Origin of the sequence: Yersinia massiliensis CCUG 53443, assembly GCF_000312485.1 — a bacterium.
GTDB classification, from domain to species: Bacteria; Pseudomonadota; Gammaproteobacteria; order Enterobacterales; family Enterobacteriaceae; genus Yersinia; species Yersinia massiliensis.
Map to the genome: position 1 here is coordinate 278,664 of NZ_HE997643.1, position 20,504 is coordinate 299,167.

The following is a 20,504-nucleotide window of genomic DNA, read 5'->3' on the forward strand; positions in this document are numbered from 1 at the left end:
CGGCGATGCTCGACCAGGTATCAGTTTGAAATATCTTTCTTCATTTCGCACGACACTAAAAATCTCCCGCTACCTCTTTCGGGTATTGGCTATCATGCTATGGTCGCTGGGCGCATTACTGACGACGTTTTATCTCCTGAACATTTTGAATGAGAAGAAATCTGATATTCGTCAAGAATATAATACTAACTTTGAACTGGCACAGAGCTTCTTCAGGCACTCGTCGGACACTATCCGTGATATTAAATATATGGCGGAAAACAAGTTAAAGCAGGATTCTGCGAGCAGTGATATTGCGTCGGGCGCGTTTGTCAAAAATAAAACAGCCCCAAAATTTTATCCCCTCAATCCAGATGCCGATTGTGCGGCACTCAGTTCATCTCGTTACTCGTCATTAAGCTCGCTCAGTAACCTTATCCTGTTTTGGAAAGAAAATTTTGCCGCTGCATATGACCTGAACCGCATTTTCTTTATTGGCAGTGACACATTGTGCATGGTGGATTTCGATATTCGTAACACACCAATGGATCAAGAAAATCTACTTAAGTCAATGAATGAACATGTTTTAAGCTATAAGGATGCAGACAATCAAGACAAGGATGACGCATTTTATTGGGTGGTCCCAGGAGTTCGCCCAGAAATTGGCACATTGTATGTTTTTAGCCCGTTATATGTGGGCAGCAAGTTAGAAGCATTTATTGGCACTGAGCAAACTATTCGCCTAGAAGATTTTATCTCCTCGGGGCCGCTACCGATTGGTGTGACTTTGCTGGACCAGGACAATGCGCCGGTCTTGCAGTTGGTCACGGGTGAACGCCACGCTTCAATGCTGGATAATTATCCAGATAGTTCCTCCTATTTTGGTTATGTTGATGATTATAATGATCTGATTTTGAAAAAGAATTTGCTGCCTTCTACGCTAAGCATCACTTATTCTTTACCCGTCAAAACAATAATAGAAACAATCAAACTATTGATTTTCAATGCAATACTGCTAAACATTCTTTCTGCAGTGGTGATTTTCACTTTGGCTTGGCTGTTTGAGCGGAAAATGTTTCATCCGGCGGAAGATAACGCCTTGAGGCTGGAAGAGCATGAGCAGTTCAACCGTAAAATTGTCGCCTCCGCTCCAGTGGGAATATCTATCCTGCGTATCAGTGATGGAACCAATATTCTGAGTAATGAGTTAGCGCATAATTATATTAATTTGCTAACGAACGAGGACCGAGAACGTATTACGCGAATAATCTGTGAGCAGCAGGCAAATTTTGTCGATGTGATGACCAGTAATAATAATAACCTGCAGATTAGTTTTGTTCATTCTCGCTACCGCAACGAAGATGTTGCCATTTGTGTACTAGTGGATGTCAGTTCACGCGTCAAAATGGAAGAGTCACTGCAAGAAATGGCCGCAGCAGCAGAGCAGGCCAGCCAATCAAAATCGATGTTTTTGGCCACGGTTAGCCATGAATTACGCACTCCTTTGTATGGGATCATTGGTAACCTCGATTTATTGCAAACCAAAGAACTTCCCCACGGAGTGGAACGCTTGGTGACGGCGATGAATAACTCCTCCGGCCTATTACTGAAAATTATCAGTGACATACTCGACTTCTCTAAAATTGAATCTGAACAACTGAAAATTGAGCCAAGTGAATTTTCTACCGTCGAAGTGATAACGCATATCTCTGCCAATTACCTCCCTTTGGTGGTTAAAAAACAATTAGGATTGTACTGCTTTATTGAGCCGAATGTGCCACGAATGATGATGGGCGATCCTGTTCGCCTGCAGCAAGTTATTTCTAACTTACTGAATAACGCGATTAAATTTACCGATACCGGCTGCATTATCCTGCAAGTGCGGGTGCGCGGCGATTATTTGGAATTCAGGGTTCGAGATACAGGCGTAGGGATTAATTCACGCGAGATAAATCAGCTTTTTGATCCCTTCTTCCAGAGCGGTACCGGTGTGCAGCGTCACTTCCAAGGGACCGGTTTAGGTTTAGCTATCTGTGAGAAACTGATCAACTTGATGGACGGGGATGTTGAAGTGATTTCTGAACTGGGGATGGGCAGTATTTTTGCTTTTCGACTTCCCCTCTATCTAGCCGAGAATCACTCCCAAGCCAATAGTACCCTGTTGCCGCAGAGTGATCGTTGGCAAGGAAAAACAGTATGGTTGGATATTCGTAATGCGCGCTTAGAGCAATATCTATTTGATTTACTGGGCCATTTTGGTGCAACAGCGCGGCGTTACAGCCTTGATGAGCCTTTGGGCAATCAAGTGCTTGTTTGCGATTATTTACCACAAATTAGCGCACCCTCATCGACATGGATTCAACTATCCATCGAACATATCGGCTTACCACAAGAGACACGCCCTGGTTATTGGTTGCTGAGCACCTCTACGCTGCTCGAAATTATTCCACTACTGGACCGCATTTTGTTGGAAGCTCGCCAAGTAGCCGAAAATACAACATTGCAGTTACCCGTATCGAAAGCCAGTCAGGATGATAATGCGGATATGCATATTCTGGTGGTGGATGATCACCCAATCAATCGTCGATTACTGGCTGATCAACTCACTGCATTAGGTTATCAGGTCATGACCGCGAACGATGGGTTGGATGCTTTAGCAGTGCTAAGTGGTAATCACATCGATATCGTGCTAACTGACGTCAATATGCCGAATATGGATGGCTATCGACTCACTCAGCGTATAAGGCAGTTGAATCAACATTTCCCTGTTATCGGCGTTACTGCAAATGCATTAGCGGAAAGTAAGCAGCGTTGCCTTGAAGCCGGTATGGATAACTGCTTATCTAAGCCTGTTACTCTAGATACATTGCGGCAGATGATGCAGTATTACGGTGATAAGGTCCGGCGCTCACGCTAAACCCTTCGTCCTTGACGCTACAGCGGTGTTAGCGGCGCTCGCTCACCCGAATCACTTACATAAGTAAGCTCATCGGGATTCACTCGCTTGCTGCCTTGCTGTAACGGCAATGACTTTGGGTTATAACTTTAGTTGGTTATAAATTAAGAGTGATAGTGCTGATGCTAACCCCTTCGTCCTTGGCGCTACAGCGGTGTTATCGGCGGTCGCTCACCCGAATCACATACATGAGTATGCTCATGGGGATAATATTAGGAATGAAAAAGATTAATTAATAACCCGAATGAATAGGTGAGGGGAAATAAATGAACCCAGTACTGCGAGCAATACTGGGTTTAGGAAAACTATTCTTCTTTATTAACCTGACTGATGGTGACAGATGAAAGATAGTTTAACAGGGCGATATCATTATCGACGCCCAGTTTCAGCATCGCTGATTTCTTCTGGCTACTGATAGTTTTAATACTACGATTCAGTTTTCTCGCTATCTCGGTCACCAAGAAACCTTCAGCAAATAACCGCAATACTTCACTTTCTTTAGGCGATAAACGTTTATCACCGTACCCATTAGCACTGATCTTCTCAAGCAATTTAGCAACACTTTCAGGGGTAAATTTCTTCCCTTTCTGTAATGCGGCCAATGCCTTAGGTAAATCAGCCGGTGCACCTTGCTTTAAGACAATCCCATCAATATCTAAGTCCAACACGGAACTGAGAATAGCGGGGTTATTATTCATGGTGAGAACAATTATGGCTAAATCAGGATAATGACGTTTTATATATTTTATCAGTGTGATGCCATCACCATACTTGTCTCCAGGCATGGAAAGGTCGGTAATTAACACGTTGGCATCAAGCTTAGACAAATTGTTAATCAGTGATGTTGAGTCTTCAAATTCCCCAACAACGTTGACCCATTCAATTTGTTCCAGTGACTTTCGGATGCCAAACAAAACAATTGGATGGTCATCAGCAATAATTACATTAAGGTTGTTCATGTTTATGGGTTACCTTGCTGCAACAGTCTGGTGACGAAAGAATCAATTTGACTGATGCTATTTTCGATCTTCAACCGATCGCCATCTGCGATATGCTGTTCTAATGTTTCACATAGCTGCTTGCCGAGTACCAGATTCAACATAGCAAATACGCCTTTCAATCGATGTGCAGTCTGCGAAAGTGATATGAAATCACGTTGCTGAACTTCAGTATACAGTTTCTTCAGATCTACCGGTACTGTCTCAACGAATAAGGAATAATAGTCGCTGGATTTTAGTTGTTGCTCATAGACACTTATATCATCTTCAGCAATAGTATCAGGCTCTTCCAGAGATTCATCTGATAAAATCCGTTGTTCGATTAATAATAATATTGCATCAATGACTGCGCTACCTAAATTATAATTTACCCGGATATAATTATCCTGCAACTGTTGTAAGCCAATTTCGTCTGATGTCAATAATAAAGTATAATTTTCATAATGTTGTGAATTATCCGTTAAGGTAACGTCGTAATCTCTACCCGGTAGGCGATCATCCGCAATAATACAGCTAGCACCAAATGAACTCAATAATGTGGTGATGATCGAACGGACTTCCTCTGAGGTGATATCTAATAATGCGGTAACGCCATCTAATAATTTCTCTTGCTCTTCTTCCTGCGAATTATCGACAGCCATCGTTACGCGGATGGTATAACGTGTACCTATATCGATTTTACTGCGAATCTCTAATTGGCCGTTTAACTTCCTACATAACTGGTTACATAAAAAGAACGTCAGCCCAGAGCCGTGATTGTATCTATCGACCAGTGTTTGGCTGAGGAAAGGATAATTTAGATTACTGATCTCTTCATCCGATATACCGACACCTGTATCCGTTATCTGAATAATCAGTTGTTCAGGGTGCTCTGGTTCGTGGCTAACATTGAGTGTAATTTTACCGTAATCAGTCGTGATGATGGAATAATGGAGTAACAGCGAAATTATTTTACGTAATACATTCTCATCACCAGTGTAATTCTGATCAATATCGGCACTGTAGTGATTAAAGAGCGTTAATCCTTTCTGATTTATTGCGGGTAGTATTTCTAACAGCAGGGCGTCGATTAATGCAGAAAGAGAGAATGTATGTTGCTCTGGCTGCCAATCTTGCGTTTCCAGTCGTGTGAGCAGGGTTATGTTATCAATCAATTCGATAATGGCATCAGATTGTGTAATCAATTGGGCTGTCAGTGCTTGCTGCTGCTGTGAGTCAGTCGTGCTTCGTAACGTATGAGCAATTTGATTCAGTGTATTAACAGGCTGATTCAGCTCAATGCCTAAATTATGCAACATCAGTTTTCTGGCTTGCAGACTCTTGTCATATTCGCGCCTTGCCTGTTGCAGCTTTTTATTCACTAAGACCTCTTTATCCTGATCATGAAGCAGGAAGAGGTAGGTTTCCGGTGAAATTTGGCTGCGGAACATACGGATTTCATACACTTCGTTATTGACCGTGCCTTGAATCACACCATGGTGTTGTTCAGCCATATGCGCAATTTTTTGCAAATTAAGGTGTGGCATCAAATTATCTGCAATTTGATTACTGGCGATGATCGTGTTGTTGCTGAAGTTATAGACCAATAATCCTTGCGGGAGGCTAGTGATAATTTCTTGGCTCAGTGATTTCTGTGTTTCTAATTTCTCAACAATATCAGCGCTAGGGCGAACATACTGACGACGAACAAAATAGATGCCCAGCACGGCTAACACCAGCAATAATATATTGCTGAGAATCAACCAGAAGTTGTTTTTCAGTAAGTCCATGGCTAATTGGTTAATGGGGACACGGTAAACAATTTTCAGTGTGGCATTTGCCAATGGTGCAGAAAATTCGACCCAATAGCCATTGAGCTCCACGCTGGCGGCGACAATATCTTCAGGAGCCATACCTTCATTAATGGGTGTTTTGTCCTTTTGCAGCAGGAAGTTAGAACGCGCCATATTGGGGGGAATTAAGTCATTAATGGGCAGATCAAACGCGATAACCGTTGCTAAATGGCCTGGGTGATTAAAGGTGGTCCGTAGCGTGAAATAGTAGGCGTTCTGGAAACGTAATTTGCGTAGCGGTGAGAAACTCTCACGTTCATCTAAGGTATTCGCCTGTTGCAACATTTCTGCTCGGCGTGATTCTGCCGCCACTGTCAGGTAACTTTCTTTAAATCGTGACGTGACTTCTTTGAGTGCTTGAGTGGTGACCAATGTCAGGCTATTGTCTTGACCGTTGAGATAATACATTGAGTAAGTGTCATTTTGTGACCCCCAATGGCTATCAAGATAGTCTGACATCGCTAGCGCTGTTACCAGAGTGGCTTGTTCGTGGTTACCAAAAATGACGGTATCCGTTTTTCTGCGTGGCTTCTCGATATAGTAAATATCGGGGCGTAGGCGGACTTCTTGCGCTGAAAGAATCACCTTCTCAGCCAATTCTGGATTATTCGCTAAATCATAGAGCTGATAAGTGTGATAGCGATAATCATCGATACGTTGCTGCAAACCACTGGCGATATAAGTTAATGCATGTTTCTTTTCTGTCAGATAAGCATTGGTATAGTTATAACCATACAGCCCAAAGGTGATGAGCAGTAATACGATAAACAGCCAGAAGTAGCGCGTTATCTTAGCTGAATGGGTAGATGGCGAGTTATTTTGCATAAAGAGACGGCATATTCCTGGGTTAGCGCGTGACGGCTCGGGCACTGGCAGTGACGGCCAGTAATAACAGTGCCACACAGCCAAAAGCGACCGATAAACTACTCAGTTGTGCAACAAAACCAATCACTGCGGGGCCAGCAAGTATACCGGCATAACCGATGGTGGTAATGGATGCCACCGCCAGATTGGCTGGCATTACGGTTTGGTTACCTGCTGCCGTGAACAAAATAGGCACCACATTTGATGCACCTAATCCCACGAGCATAAAACCAATAATCGCGGCAATGCTGCTATCAACACTGATTGCGGTGATAATCCCTATCGCAGCACACAGACTGCCCCCGAATAATACCTTATATCGGCCCAAGGCATTCACTATTCGGTCACCATTTAAGCGACCCAGTGTCATGGCGATCGCAAATACAGCATAGCCCATGCCAGCTTGCGCGGTTTCCATACCCCGTAATGTCGTCAGGAAAACAGCACTCCAGTCCAGCATTGAGCCTTCCGCTAGAAACATCACAAAACATAAAAATCCGATAAACATGACCCAACCACGTGGCCAAACAAACAGTGGGCCATCATGAGGGTCACCACTGCCTTGTAACAGGTTTTTATTGGCGCTTAGCAACAGGATTATCATTAATGCTACAGCCACTAATATTGCCATCAGTGGCGTAAGGCCTAGCCACAGCAACGCGCTGACACCACCTGCACCGGCAATGCCGCCGACACTAAATAGCCCATGGAAACCTGACATCATCGCGCGGCCACTGGCTTTCTCAACGATCACCGCCTGAATATTCATCGCGACATCGATGATACCCATTGCCGCCCCAAAAACTAACAACGCCAAGGCCATCGTGAGTGGGGTACTCATCAGCGCGAGCAAGGGAAGATCGAGGCACAATATCGCCCCCGCCAGTAAAATCACGGCTCGGCATCCCCATTTTGCAGTAAGTACACCCGTTAGAGGCATTGCCATCATCGATCCAACGCCAATACACAGCAGCAGTAAGCCCAACGACGCGTCATTAAGATCGATACGCTCCTTAGCAAATGGCACCAAAGGTGCCCAAGCAGCCATACCTAATCCGGCGATGAAGAATGCCAATCGAGTCGAGATTTGCTGTGGAACACCAGGCTGCATCGTTTGTCGATGTTCTGGTTGTTGGTTGACTAATGGCTGGCTGACCAATTGTGGGTCGATCGGCTGTTGATTGATCGACTGTTGATTGGCGGACTGTTGGCGTATTTCGCTGCTCATGACGTATTAGAATCTGTGATTGGAGTAAACGATCAGTAAAGAACGATCAATATAGACTGACGTTTCTATCACAAAGCGAAATGCGGGTCGAAGGGATTTATCTGATTAGCGGAATAATCGATGACTTAATCCCCAGTTGTCTGCTCAGAACTCAATTTTGCTTAAATATCAAACAATGAAAAATTAAGCCAACACATTCAAAAATCTGAACTATGGTGAGCATTAATTTGACTTAAGGAAAGACTATAGAAATGAATTTACATTAAAAATATTAATGATTATTGATTGCGGAGAAGAAAAGGCATTCAGTATGAAATATCATGTTACATTGACGCTAGTATCAATAAAAATCAATAATTATCAATTAATTGATTGTTGGTTTTTTGATTTAAAGAGTTGGGTTTGAGAGTATTTCTACCAATTTGAATTCTTAATGTGTGCCAATTAAATGGAAAATATCATTGTACAGTTAGTGAGTTGTCTACTTATATGTAAGTAGTGATTCGCCAATTTACTATTTGAAATCACATTAAAAGTTAAATATAAAAAATGTAACGTATCGATTTCGCTGATTCCTTTGCGGTTGTTAACCACACCAGAAACAAGCTTAAACCCTCCTGTGCGAGGCGTTTATTTTATCCTCCAGCGTCCGACTTATCAGGGTCCCCCCCGGTATGTTCTTACGTGGAGATAGTGTCTTGCTTGATTTTTGAGGTTAACCATGGCGAATCCAACCACAGCGTCAATTGACATTATTTCTCGCCAAAATGGGGCGATGATCTCGCATGTTACGGGTCAACAGCAAATTGTTGTATTGAATGAACTGAGTATTGTGCGTATCCACGGTACGCCAGCCATGGTGGCGAGCTATGAGCGCCAAGGCAGTGATCTGATTTTGCACATGAAAGATGGCACTACTGTGCGTTATCAACACTTTTTCACCACTGACGGTGAAGGAAATTTCAGCGAGTTGGTGTTCGATGACGGCATCAATCCGCCAGTACATGCTTCCTTCCCTGCTGCTATGGGGGCCGCAGTTGCCGGAGACATCGCCTTAGTGCCTGAATTTACCTCGATTGATAGCGTCGCGGGATTGGCATTAGGTAGCAGCACAAGTTCCGCAGGGTTGTTGGCTGGCGCATTGGGCTTTTTGGCGATCGCTGGGGGAATTGGTATAGCGGCATCGCACGGTGGCAGTAACCATTCGAATGATAGCAGTTCAGGTGGCAATAACGGTGGTAACAACGGCGGTAACAACGGTGGCAATAACGGCGGTAATAACGGCGGTAACAATGGTGGTAATAACGGCGGCAACAACGGTGGGAATCAAGCGCCAACACTCACCATCGCCCCTTTAGGCACCGATAACCGCCTCAATAGTGTTGAAGTCAACCTCAACCAAACGCTGAGCGGTAAGACAACCGGCATTGCGGCGGGGCAGTTGGTCAATGTCAAAATCAATGGTTTTACCTACACCACGACTGTTGCGGCTGACGGCTCATGGACGCTTTCGTTGCCCTCAAGCATGTTACACGGCTTACATGACGGCAGTTATAATGTGGTGGTTTCCGTTAGCAATGGCAGTGGTCAAACGGTAGAGAAGACCTTGACGGTGGTGGTTGATACTACCCCTCCTACGCTGACCATTTCGCCCGTCGCGGATGATGGCATCATCAATCTGAACGAGTCACTCCATACCGTGGTCATCAAAGGCACCTCAACAGCCTTGGGGGCGATAGTCACGGTGATGTTTCACGGTAAAACCTATACCGGCAAAGTGCAAAGTGATGGTTCTTGGCAGGTCGATCTGCCTGCTGGCGCGTTGGTGGGAGTGAGTGATGGCCTACAATCAATCACCGCCACGGTAACTAACGGGGCCGGTAATAGTGCCACCACGACGAGTAATGTCACACTCGACGCTAATCCGCTCAACTTGCCCTCATTAAACTTCAATTCATTTGCGACTGACGACAACCTCAATGGTGCTGAACAGAAGGTTAACCAGACGGTTAGTGGTACCTCGAGCCACATTGAAGCCGGCCAATTGGTTTACATCACGCTGAATAATAAGACGTATACCGCGACCGTTGGGGCTGACGGCACATGGAGTACGCAAATTCCTGCGGCTGATTTGGCGATGATTGCCAATGGCACGACCTCACTGAAGGCCTCCGCAACCGATATCGCGGGCAATCCAAGCAGCGCAACTAAACCCCTTGTTGTAGACAATACCCAAGTAGGGCTGGGTGTTCACCCCATCACTGGCGATAATCTGATTAGCCTGTCCGAGTCGCAGAGCGGTATTACGGTCAGTGGTACTTCCTCGGGTTTACCGGCTTTAACGCCTGTGACGGTGACGCTCAATAACATTCTTTATATCACTACCGTGGATGGGAATGGCAACTGGAGCGTGCAGATCCCAGCGGGTCAATTGGCCTTGCTGCCTGATGGGCAAATTACGTTAAACGTACAAGCCCCAGGTGCGGCAGACGTTAATCTTCCGCTGGGAATTTATATCCATAATGTCCCCGCAGCCACCTTCAACACGCCTTTTGTTGATGGCAAGCTAAACGGTATTGAGGTCCAGAGCGATCAGACAATTTCGGGGGCTACGGGGGCTAATGGCGCGGGGCAGACGGTTGTGGTCAGTTTCAATGGCGTAACTTATCATCCCGTCGTGGCTTCAGATGGCAGCTGGTCGTTGACGCTGCCAGCGGCGACATTACAAGCGCTTGGGCAAGGCACATTGTTGCTGAGTGCCACTGCTACGGATGCGGCGGGCAACACCAGTCAAATTTCATTGCCGGTGATTGTCGATACGCAAGCACCTTCATTGGTCGTCAACCCCGTTGCGGGGGATGGCATCATCAATGCCCTTGAAGCCAGTGCGTCTGTCATCGTCAGTGGCAGCAGCCCAGATATTGGGGCGAGTGTGTTGGTCAGCTATGGCGGGAAAAACTACGTCGCGCAGGTCAGCGCAATAGGGACGTGGCAGGTGAGTATTCCCGCCGCCGATCTTGCGCTACTGGCAGACGGAAGCCGCCCCTTAACGGTCACTATTACCGATGCGGCAAACAACAGCACCACGGTCACTTCAAACGTGACGTTGGATGCTAACCCAGCCAATTTACCGACACTGACCGTTAATTCCTTTGCGGGCAACGACATCCTTGATGGCGCAGAACAAAAGGTCGATCAACTGATCAGCGGCATGACCCAACATGTGGAAGCAGGCCGCACTGTCAGCATTACGCTCAATGGCAAAACCTACACGGCGACAGTCGGGGCCGATGGCAGTTGGCGTACCCATGTGAGCGCCGTTGATCTGGCTTTATTAGCCAACGGTAGCACCAATATTGTGGCGACAGTCAGTGATGCTAATGGCAATCCAGTGACGGAAACCCACGGGATCACCGTCAATAACCTGTTGGCGGGGCTGGGTATCACGCCACTGACAGGGGATAACCGGATTAACGCGGTTGAAGCCGCAGCGGGTGTGACGGTCAGCGGGACGACAACCAATGTGAATGTGGGCCAAACAGTCACCCTGACGCTGAACGGCAAAAACTATACGGCGACAGTGGGTGTCGGTGGCAGTTGGAGCACGCAGATACCGGCAGGGGATTGGGCAAAGTTGGCTGATGGTAATGCGACATTATCGGCCACGACCACGGATGCTGCAGGTAACCCAGTTAACAGCACGGCAACGTTGGGGATTTATATCCATACGTTACCTATCGCCAGCCTGACGTTACCCTTTACGGATGGCACGCTTAATGGTGTAGAAACCGCCACAAGCCAAACATTAACCGGTAACACCGGTGTGGCGGGGAACGCCCAGTTGGTTACCGTGAAATTGGCAGGCGTGACTTACACTGCCAGCGTTGCAGCAGATGGCAGTTGGTCATTGTCGTTACCCACCAATGTGCTGCAAGGGTTGGGACAAGGTAACCAGCCGTTGGTGATTACTGCCACGGATGTGGCGGGTAATACCCATACGTTGAACACGCAATTTAAAGTCGATACACAAGCCCCTGGGTTAATGGTCGATCCGATCGGTACCGATAATATTATTAATGCTGTCGAGGCGGCAGCGAGCATTGCGGTGAGCGGCAGTAGCACTGAAATCGGTGCGGTGGTGAAAGTCACTGTCGGGGGCCAGACCTATACCGCGCTGGTGCAACCTAATGGTCGCTGGAGCCTGAATATTCCGGCGGGAGCCTTTGCTTCACTCAGTGATGGCACTTATAGCGTGACGACGCAAGTGCAGGATGCGGCGGGTAACCGCACTACCGTGACACAAAATATGGTCTTGGATGCAGACCCACTTCATTTACCGACACTCACCATCAGCGCTTTTGCCGGTAACAATATTCTTGATGGCGCAGAGCAGAAGGCCAACCAAACAGTCAGCGGCACCACCACGGGCGTGGAGACAGGGCAGCAAGTCATCGTGTCGCTCAACGGCAAAACCTATAACGCCGTCGTCGACTCCTCCGGTCACTGGAGCATTCAAATCCCTGCGATTGATTTGGCCTTGCTGAATAACGGCGCGATTAATATTACAGCGGCCGTCAGCGACGCCAGCGGTAACAGTGCCAATGGCAGCCAAAGCATTGTGGTGAACAATGTACAAAGCGGGATCAGTATCAATCCCCTGACCGGTGACAACGTGATCAACGTGCAAGATATCACGGCGGGTATCCTGGTGAGTGGCACCACCAGCAATGTCAATCCGGGTCAACTTATCATCCTGTCACTCAATGGCAAAACCTACTCTGCCACTGTACTCGCAGGGGGAAATTGGAGTGTCAGTATTTCGCAGCCAGACTTGGCGCTGTTAATGGATGGCAAAGCGACGCTCACCGCCACAGGATCAGACAGCAATGGTAATGCCATTTCCACCAGCAGCGAGTTGAGTATTTATCTCCATAGCCTGCCGAATGTCACGCTTAATACGCTGTTCGGCGATGGCATTTTGACGCAAGCAGAGGCGGCGATTAGCCAGAGCTTGAGTGGCACGACCGGTACCACCGGTGCAGGGCAAACGGTCAAAGTGACAATTGGCGGGATAACTTATGCCGCCTCGGTCGGTAACGACGGACACTGGTCACTGACGTTGCCAACGAATGTCTTGCAAGGTTTAGCGCAAGGTGGACAGTCGCTCATTGTACTGGCTACCGATGCGGGCGGTAATTCCAGCAGCATCACGACTCCGATAGTCGTTGATACATTACCACCAGAATTGTCCGTGGGGCCGATAGCAACCGACGGTGTGATTAATGCCATTGAAGCGGCAGCGAATATTCAAATCTCCGGTACGTCCAACGAAATCGGCGCCAACGTCAATGTCACTATCAATGGTCAGGTGTATAGCGGTCAGGTCAGTAACACCGGCAGTTGGCAAGTGACCGTCATTGCGGCAGATGTTAGCAACTTACCCGATGGCGCGTTAACGGCCATTGCCAAAGTCACTGATGTGAGTGATAACCCTGCAAATGCGGGCCGTCAGGTGACCGTGATTGCTTCACCTGCTGATCAGCCTTCGCTAACCGTCGCGACGGTCACCAGCGATGACATCATTAATTATCAGGAAAGTCAGTCGGCGCTAACGATCCACGGCAATACCCAGCGTGTGCCTGCTGGCCAAACGGTGAGTGTCAGTTTGCACGGTAAAACCTATACCGGTGTTGTGCAAGCCGATGGAAGTTGGAGTGTTTCCGTTCCCGCGGGCGATGTGCAGGCGTTACCACAAGGCAGCAATACCATCAGTGCTACGGTGAAGGATGCGGCGCAAAACACTGCGAACAGTAGCCATAACGTCACCGTTGATACGCAAGCGCCGTTACTGACAGTTGATGTACAAACTAACCTGGATAACGTGTTAAATCTGGCCGATGCCTTGTTGGGCTTAGTGGTCAAAGGAACCTGCGCAGGTGATGTGGGATTAACCGTGACGGTCACGCTGAATGGACTGAATTATCAAACTAAAGTGCTCAGCGACGGCAGTTGGAGTCTGACTGTCCCCTCTACTGATTTACTGCTGTTGGGTGACGGCCCCTTGGTGGGCGGCGTAAAAGTCAGTGTGACTGATGCGGCGAATAATGAAAGCCACAGTGTCACCAATCTCACGGTTGCTATCAACAATGTCCCTACGCTGACCTTAGCACCGTTATTCACCGACAACATTTTGAGTGTCAGCGAGATAGGCGCGAACGTCACGTTAACCGGCAGCAGTACGCATCTGGCGGTGGGAACGGCAGTGGTGGTATCGATCGATGGCGCGAAATATAACGGCAGTGTCACGTCAGCCGGTGTTTGGTCGGTCAATATTAGTGCCACTGAGCTACAAAAACTGAGCGACGGCATCGCGAAAGTGACGGTGAGTGCCACGGACCCCAATACCGGCAACGATGCCTCGGCCAGCGCCAATTTGGATGTGTTGATCCATAACGTGCCCAATATCACGTTGCCTACCTTGCCGTTCGCCGATGGCTATCTGAATAAACTTGAAGCGGCGGCTAGCCAAATCTTGACCGGCAAAAGCGGCGCAATCGGCAGCGGGCAAACCATCATACTGAAAATCGATGGGGTGACTTATCCTGCCACGGTAGCTATTGATGGGACTTGGATCTGCACGCTGCCTGCCGGTGCGTTAAGCGCGTTACTTGATGGTCAGCACTCTATTTCCGTCACCATCACCGATCGGGTCGGGAATACCGATACTGAATTGTTTGAATTCAATGCCTTGGTCACCACGAATCCCGCCCCGACCATTGATGCCGGACCGATTGTTGGCGGTATTCTCAATGCCGCTGAAGCCGCCACCGATAAGGTACTCACGGGGAACACGGGCATTCTGGGCGATAACCAGCAAGTGACGGTGTATATCAATGGTACGGGCTATGCTGCGACAGTCACCGCGCAAGGTAAATGGACATTGAACTTGCCTGCGAGCGTATTAAAAGCCTTGCCGGATGGGGTATGGGACGTCACGGTGACTGCCAAAGATGCCGCCGGTAACCTCGGCTCTGTGCTTGATACTGTTGAGGTGATGACGCACATCTTACCGCATCCAACCCTGACGCTGCCTTTTGGTGATGGCACGCTAAATCTGGCTGAAGCCTTGTTAGGGCAAACATTGAAGGGCAGCACCGGTATCACGGGAAATGGGCAGACTGTGGTCATTTCTATTGATGGTCAGGTCATCCAAACCATCACTGCGGGTGTGGATGGTAGTTGGTCTCTGCCCCTGTTAACGGCACTACTCACAGGCCTAGCCGCTGGCCCGCACACTATCGGTGTTACCGTCACGGATCGGGGCGGTAACGTGGTCAATATTCTGCCGGACCAGCCTATCGTCTTTATTTCACAGCAAGCATTGCCGTCACCGTCATTCGACCCGCTTTCGTTTGGCGCAAGCGTCAACATTACGGAGGCTGGGGCCGCGATCACGATTACCGGTAAAACGGGGATCACGGGAAATAACCAAAATGTGCAGTTGAAGATTGATGTCGGTGGCATTGAATATCCTGGCGTGGTTAATCCAGCCAACGGCGACTGGTCGGTCACCCTTCCGGCGGGTGCTTTAAACGGCCTTACAAATGGTGCGCACCAAATCCATGTCACCGTCACCGATGCGGTGGGTAACAGCAATACCGGTTCAGTGAATTTTGACAGTTTCCTGACGCCGCCTTTGCCAACCATTAATCCGCTCCCCTTTGGTGCAGTGCTCAATTTAGTGGAAGCAGGCACGGCTCAAATACTGACGGGCACCACCGGATTGCTCAATACTTCGCAAGGGGTCGTTGTCACCCTTAACGGGAAACCCTATACCGCAAATGTGGATCCGGTGACGGGAATTTGGACGCTCACGGTGTCATCCGCCGATTTAAAACTCATCCCAGACGGCCAGCACGCAATCAACGTTGTGGTCACTGACGCGGGAGGCAATCAGGCCAGCAGTTCACTCAATATTGGCGTTGTCACGCACAATCTGCCGACGGTGACGGTAGATACCCCATCCTTTGGGCTTATCCTGGATTTTGCCGGCAGCAAAATACCTCAAACTATCACGGGTAGCACCACCAATGTGGCGGTGGGGAGCCAAGTCAACATTACCTTCGGTAGCCTGAATCTCACGGCGACGGTGGGAGCCGATGGCCGGTGGACAACGACAGTGGGGAGTGCGCAATTAGGTTCGCTTGGCACTGGAAACGTGGCTATCAGTGCGACAGTGAAGGACAGCGCCGATAACATCGGTCAGGCCGTCCCTGTCGACATTAACGTGAATATCGTTGCTCCGCTGGTGACGATGAAAATTGATGCCATTAACCAAAACAATATTATCAATGAACTCAGTGATCCCTCGGTTATTACCATCAGTGGGAAAGTCAGTAATACGGCCAGTGGTAGTGTTCTGCTCACGATCAATGGTGTCCCGATTGTCCCCGCTCCGTTGATTGGGCTGGATGGCAGTTGGTCAACGACACTGCCAAAAGCCAACCTCCCCGAAGGCAGTTATCAGATAATTGCGACCTTGGTAGGGGGGACTGCCACTGAGCAAGTCGGGCTATTGGTTGACCGTATTCCGCCAACACTGACGGTCTTGCCATTTGCGGTAGATAACACACTGAGCGCGCTTGAATCGAAGTTGCCACAACTGCTCAGTGGTACGGCATCATTGAGTGATATTGGCCGACCTATCACTATAACGCTTAACGGGAAAGACTATTCCGCGGTGATCCTGGCTGGTGGACTATGGAGTGTCACTATTCCGGCAGCAGACTTACAGACGTTGCCACAAGGGACGAATACCATCACCGTAACCCTGACTGATTTGGCGGGTAACAGCGTTGAGAAAACACCTACGCTGCAAGTGGATACGGTTCCTCCGTTGATCACGCTGGATGTCAGCTCACTGGTACTGAACAGCAATATTCTGGGCACACTGTTGTCGGGTACGGCATTAGGCGCGGAAGGGAAAACGTTAACTCTAACGCTGAATGGCACCACACTCATGGCCGTGGTGGGCAATGACGGCAAATGGAGTATTAACATCTTGCCGAGCGATATGGCGGGGATAGCGGACGGGCCGTTGGTCGCCGGAGTGAGTGTGACCGACACGGCAGGCAACACCAGCAATAGCAATATCACCGTGAATGTCGCGCTAAATTCGGGGCTGGCTGTCACCATTGATCCGTTGTTTAACGGGGGCTACCTGAATGCCGTTGGTGCATTAGTCGACCAAACGTTGTCAGGCACGGCATTAAATGCGGGTTTGGGGGCCAAAGTGCATCTGACCCTGAATGGCGTACTGCTCAGTGCTGATGTGGGGGCCAATGGTAAATGGACGCTGACCCTGCCTGCGGCACAGTTAGCGTTGCTCGGTGATGGCCCATTGGCCTTAAATGTCACTGTCACCGATGCCAATAATAATGTGGTCAACGTGGGCAGTGCCCCAATACTAAATGTACTGACGCACAATTTACCGGCTTTCGACCCGCTAACGTCGCTGATCGGTGGTGATGGCATCCTCAATGCCTTGGAGGCGGCGGCGACCCAGACGCTCGGTGGCGTCATACGTAATGTGGCTGTTGGGGCGACGGTCACGGTCACGATTGGGACAAATGTGCTCACCACACAAGTGCAAGCCGGCGGGGTATGGCAGGTCAGTGTGCTGCCTTCGCTGTTGAGTGGGTTACAGGATGGTAGCCTGCAAGTGGGCATTTCGGTCAAAGACGCCGCGGGTAATATCGCTGAAACACAGACGTCAGTGAACGTGCTGACGCACAATCTTCCGCAAATCACCCTTAACCCGATCTTTGGCGATGGCATTCTGAATATTAACGATCTTTCGGTAACACAGTTCATCAGTGGTACGGTTAAAAACCTGCCTGCGGGTGCTACGGTATCCATCCAATTGGGCACATTAACCTTACAGGCCACCCTCGACAGTAACGGTGCTTTTAGTCTGCCATTATCAGGGACATCATTAAGCGGTTTAGCCGCGGGTACATTGACAGCCACCGTGACGGTAACGGATATCGCCGGTAACACCAATTCGGCCACTCGCCCATTAATGGTGGATGTGACCGCGCCAGTTATCACGCTGAACCCGATTTTTGGTGATGGAAAACTCAGTTTGGCGGATACCGCTATTGGACAAATTATCGGCGGGACCGTCAGTGGTGTGACAGAGGGAACACAGGTCAGCGTGACTCTCGGCGGTAAAACCTTCTTTGCCACGACCACCGCGAATGGCAGTTTCACCCTGACCTTACAACCCGCTGATTTGACTGCACTGACTAACGGTAACCTGACCGTTCAAGTCTCGGTCACTGATCCGGCAGGGAACACCGGTACTGCATCTGGCAGCGTGAATGTCATTATTAGTAACCTACCGAAGCTGGTACTGGACCCCATTTTTGGTGACGGCTTACTGAGTATTCTCGATAGCCAAGCCATACAAACCATCAGTGGGACGGTGGTGAATGGCGTGCTGGGCACACAAGTATTGGTGAACATTGGCGGCACTCAATTAAGTGCGCTCGTCGGTGCTAATGGCGTATGGAGCCTATCCGTCCCCACCAATATATTGAGCACACTCTTGGATGGCAGCCAAACCATCAGTGCATCACTGGTGGATGGGGCCGGTAATACCAGCAGTGCCAACGGCTTAGTCAATGTCTTGATTCATGCGCAGCCGACCTTGACTGTCAATACGATTTTTGGTGATGGCATTCTGAGTGTGGCTGACTTGCTGGTGGCACAGACCATTAGCGGCACAACCACCAATGTGGCGCTGGGAACACAAATCCATGTCACGCTGAACGGCAAACCCTATACCGCCACGGTGGGTGCGGGGGGCAATTGGAGTGTGTTGGTTCAACCTATTGACCTCAAAGCCATGGTGATTGATACCAATCTGACGGTCAATGTGTCACTGCAAGATGCGGTGGGCAACCCCGCCTCGGGTACTGGCATCCTCAGTGTCATCTCCAATGGCATACCGACGCTAACACTGGATTCTATCTTTGGCGACGGCTTACTCAATGCCGCCGATGCACTGCTGACCCAAACGATCACCGGTCACAGTACCTTTGCGGCAGGGGCCACCGTCAATGTGAATGTCGGTAATCTGGCGCTGAGCACCACAGTGAAAGCCGATGGCACTTGGAGCATTTTGGTTCCTCCATCAGCCTTGGCGGGCCTACTGGATGGCAGCTTTACGGCGACAGCCAATCTCACCAATGCGGCGGGACACAGCGCAACGGTGTCTGCGCCTGTTTCTATCGGCATCAACGTGCCCACCATTACGCTCAATACCTTCTTTGCCACCGACCACTATCTCAACGGCGTTGAATCGACGACGGCGCAGGTGATTTCAGGCACCAGCACCCATGCCGCCGGCCTGCAAATCAAGGTCACGGTGGGTAATGCCAGCTTAACCGCCACCATAAACAGCGACGGTACGTGGAGTGTGCCAATTACGCCTTCGGCCCTCACTGGCTTACTGGATGGCTCGGCCAAAATTGGTGTCTCGGTCACGGATAGCGTGGGGAATACGGCGGCGGTTAACACTGATTTCACGGTGAAAACTCATGCGCTGCCGTTACTGGGCGTCGATGTGTTGGGGAATGTCGGCAATCTACTGTTACTGCCGGTCAATGGCCTGACTATTTCTGGCTCTAGCCTCAATTTGTTGCCTAATACCACGGTGAAAGTGGTGTTACTGGGCCACACCCTTGATGGGATCGTCGATAACACCGGCCATTGGAGCGTCAAGTTCTACGGCTCCTTCCTCAGTGGACTGAACTTATTAACCACCACGGTAGCCGTCTCCGTCACTGACGAAGCCGGTAACTACAAAGGCATCTCGGTCGGGCTGCTTTCCGGTTCTGGTATCCAGCTCATGGCCGCCAGCAGTGATATTCAAGCCGCCAGTCTGATGATGGATAACAGCGGCAATGATAGCAACAGCGACACGGCACATGCGGTCAGTGCGAAAAGTTCGGTAGCGCTTGCCAGCAGTGAACCCATCGACAGTACCCTGACAACCACCGTGACAGAGGGTGCCTACAGCATCGGTGGCGTTACCTTGAACTTAGCCGATGGCGGGGTGATGTCTGGCGAGACATTGACGGGCAGTAGCGGCTCGGATCTGTTCACCGTCAACTCTCTGAATTTCAATCATATTGACGGAGGATTAGGGGTAGATACCTTGTCGCTGGGCGGCAGCCATCAAGCACTGGATCTGACTCATCTGGGCCTAAGTATCGAGCATATCGAAATCATTGATTTAGGGATGAATGGCACCAATAGCATCACTCTTGGTTTGCACGATGCCCTGACGCTGACCGATAAACCGCAAGATGATTTACTGATTAAAGGGGCGCTGGGTGGGCAGGTCACCCTCAGTAACACGCCGGAGGGGGTTTGGAATAGTGTCGGGCAACGCAGTATTGATGGGCAGACGTTTGACGTTTACCACAATTCCTCGTTAGAGAGCAGCAATACATTGGGCGACGTGCTGATCCAGCAAGGCTTACAGGTGCATTTAGTGTGATGTCACCGGCTCGGTAAAGCATAAAAAGACCCATGAATAATGATCGGCGCAGAGGTATGTCGGTGATGAATAAAATGAT

Annotated in this window: 5 protein-coding genes; 2 read left to right on the plus strand and 3 right to left on the minus strand. The window is 49.2% G+C overall.

Annotation, left to right across the window (positions count from 1 at the left end; all coding sequences use genetic code 11):
• Positions 1-25 precede the first annotated feature (25 nt).
• Positions 26-2,896 (plus strand): two-component system sensor histidine kinase RcsC, encoded by a 2,871-nt coding sequence (gene rcsC / locus BN68_RS01405; protein ID WP_042806468.1) that lies wholly within the window; start codon positions 26-28, stop codon positions 2,894-2,896.
• A gap of 344 nt (positions 2,897-3,240) precedes the next feature.
• Here rcsC and rcsB read toward each other — a convergent pair whose 3' ends face one another.
• From rcsB to BN68_RS01420, 3 genes are read right to left on the minus strand one after another with little or no spacing between them, the layout of a single operon-like run.
• The gene (gene rcsB / locus BN68_RS01410) at positions 3,241-3,894 is read right to left on the minus strand and encodes a response regulator transcription factor RcsB (RefSeq protein WP_019209364.1); all 654 of its coding nucleotides are present in this window, start codon (positions 3,892-3,894) and stop codon (positions 3,241-3,243) included.
• A 2-nt stretch (positions 3,895-3,896) separates the two neighbouring features.
• A complete protein-coding gene (gene rcsD / locus BN68_RS01415) occupies positions 3,897-6,590 on the minus strand; it encodes a phosphotransferase RcsD (RefSeq protein ID WP_019209365.1) in 2,694 nt (897 codons plus the stop codon).
• Between the two features lie 22 nt (positions 6,591-6,612).
• Positions 6,613-7,740, minus strand: coding sequence for an MFS transporter (locus BN68_RS01420; protein ID WP_042806469.1), 1,128 nt, complete (start codon positions 7,738-7,740; stop codon positions 6,613-6,615).
• A gap of 838 nt (positions 7,741-8,578) precedes the next feature.
• Between BN68_RS01420 and BN68_RS01425 the strand changes: the two genes are divergently transcribed.
• On the plus strand, positions 8,579-20,425 hold the full coding sequence (locus tag BN68_RS01425; RefSeq protein WP_019209368.1) for an Ig-like domain-containing protein: 11,847 nt from the start codon (positions 8,579-8,581) through the stop codon (positions 20,423-20,425).
• The last annotated feature ends 79 nt before the right edge of the window (positions 20,426-20,504 follow it).

Excerpts from the sequence above, each read along its gene's own strand:
- rcsD (WP_019209365.1), bottom strand. The coding sequence starts at position 6,590 with ATGCAAAATAACTCGCCATCTACCCATTCAGCTAAGATAACGCGCTAC.
- BN68_RS01425 (WP_019209368.1), top strand. The coding sequence starts at position 8,579 with ATGGCGAATCCAACCACAGCGTCAATTGACATTATTTCTCGCCAAAAT.
- BN68_RS01420 (WP_042806469.1), bottom strand. The coding sequence starts at position 7,740 with ATGCAGCCTGGTGTTCCACAGCAAATCTCGACTCGATTGGCATTCTTC.
- rcsB (WP_019209364.1), bottom strand. The coding sequence starts at position 3,894 with ATGAACAACCTTAATGTAATTATTGCTGATGACCATCCAATTGTTTTG.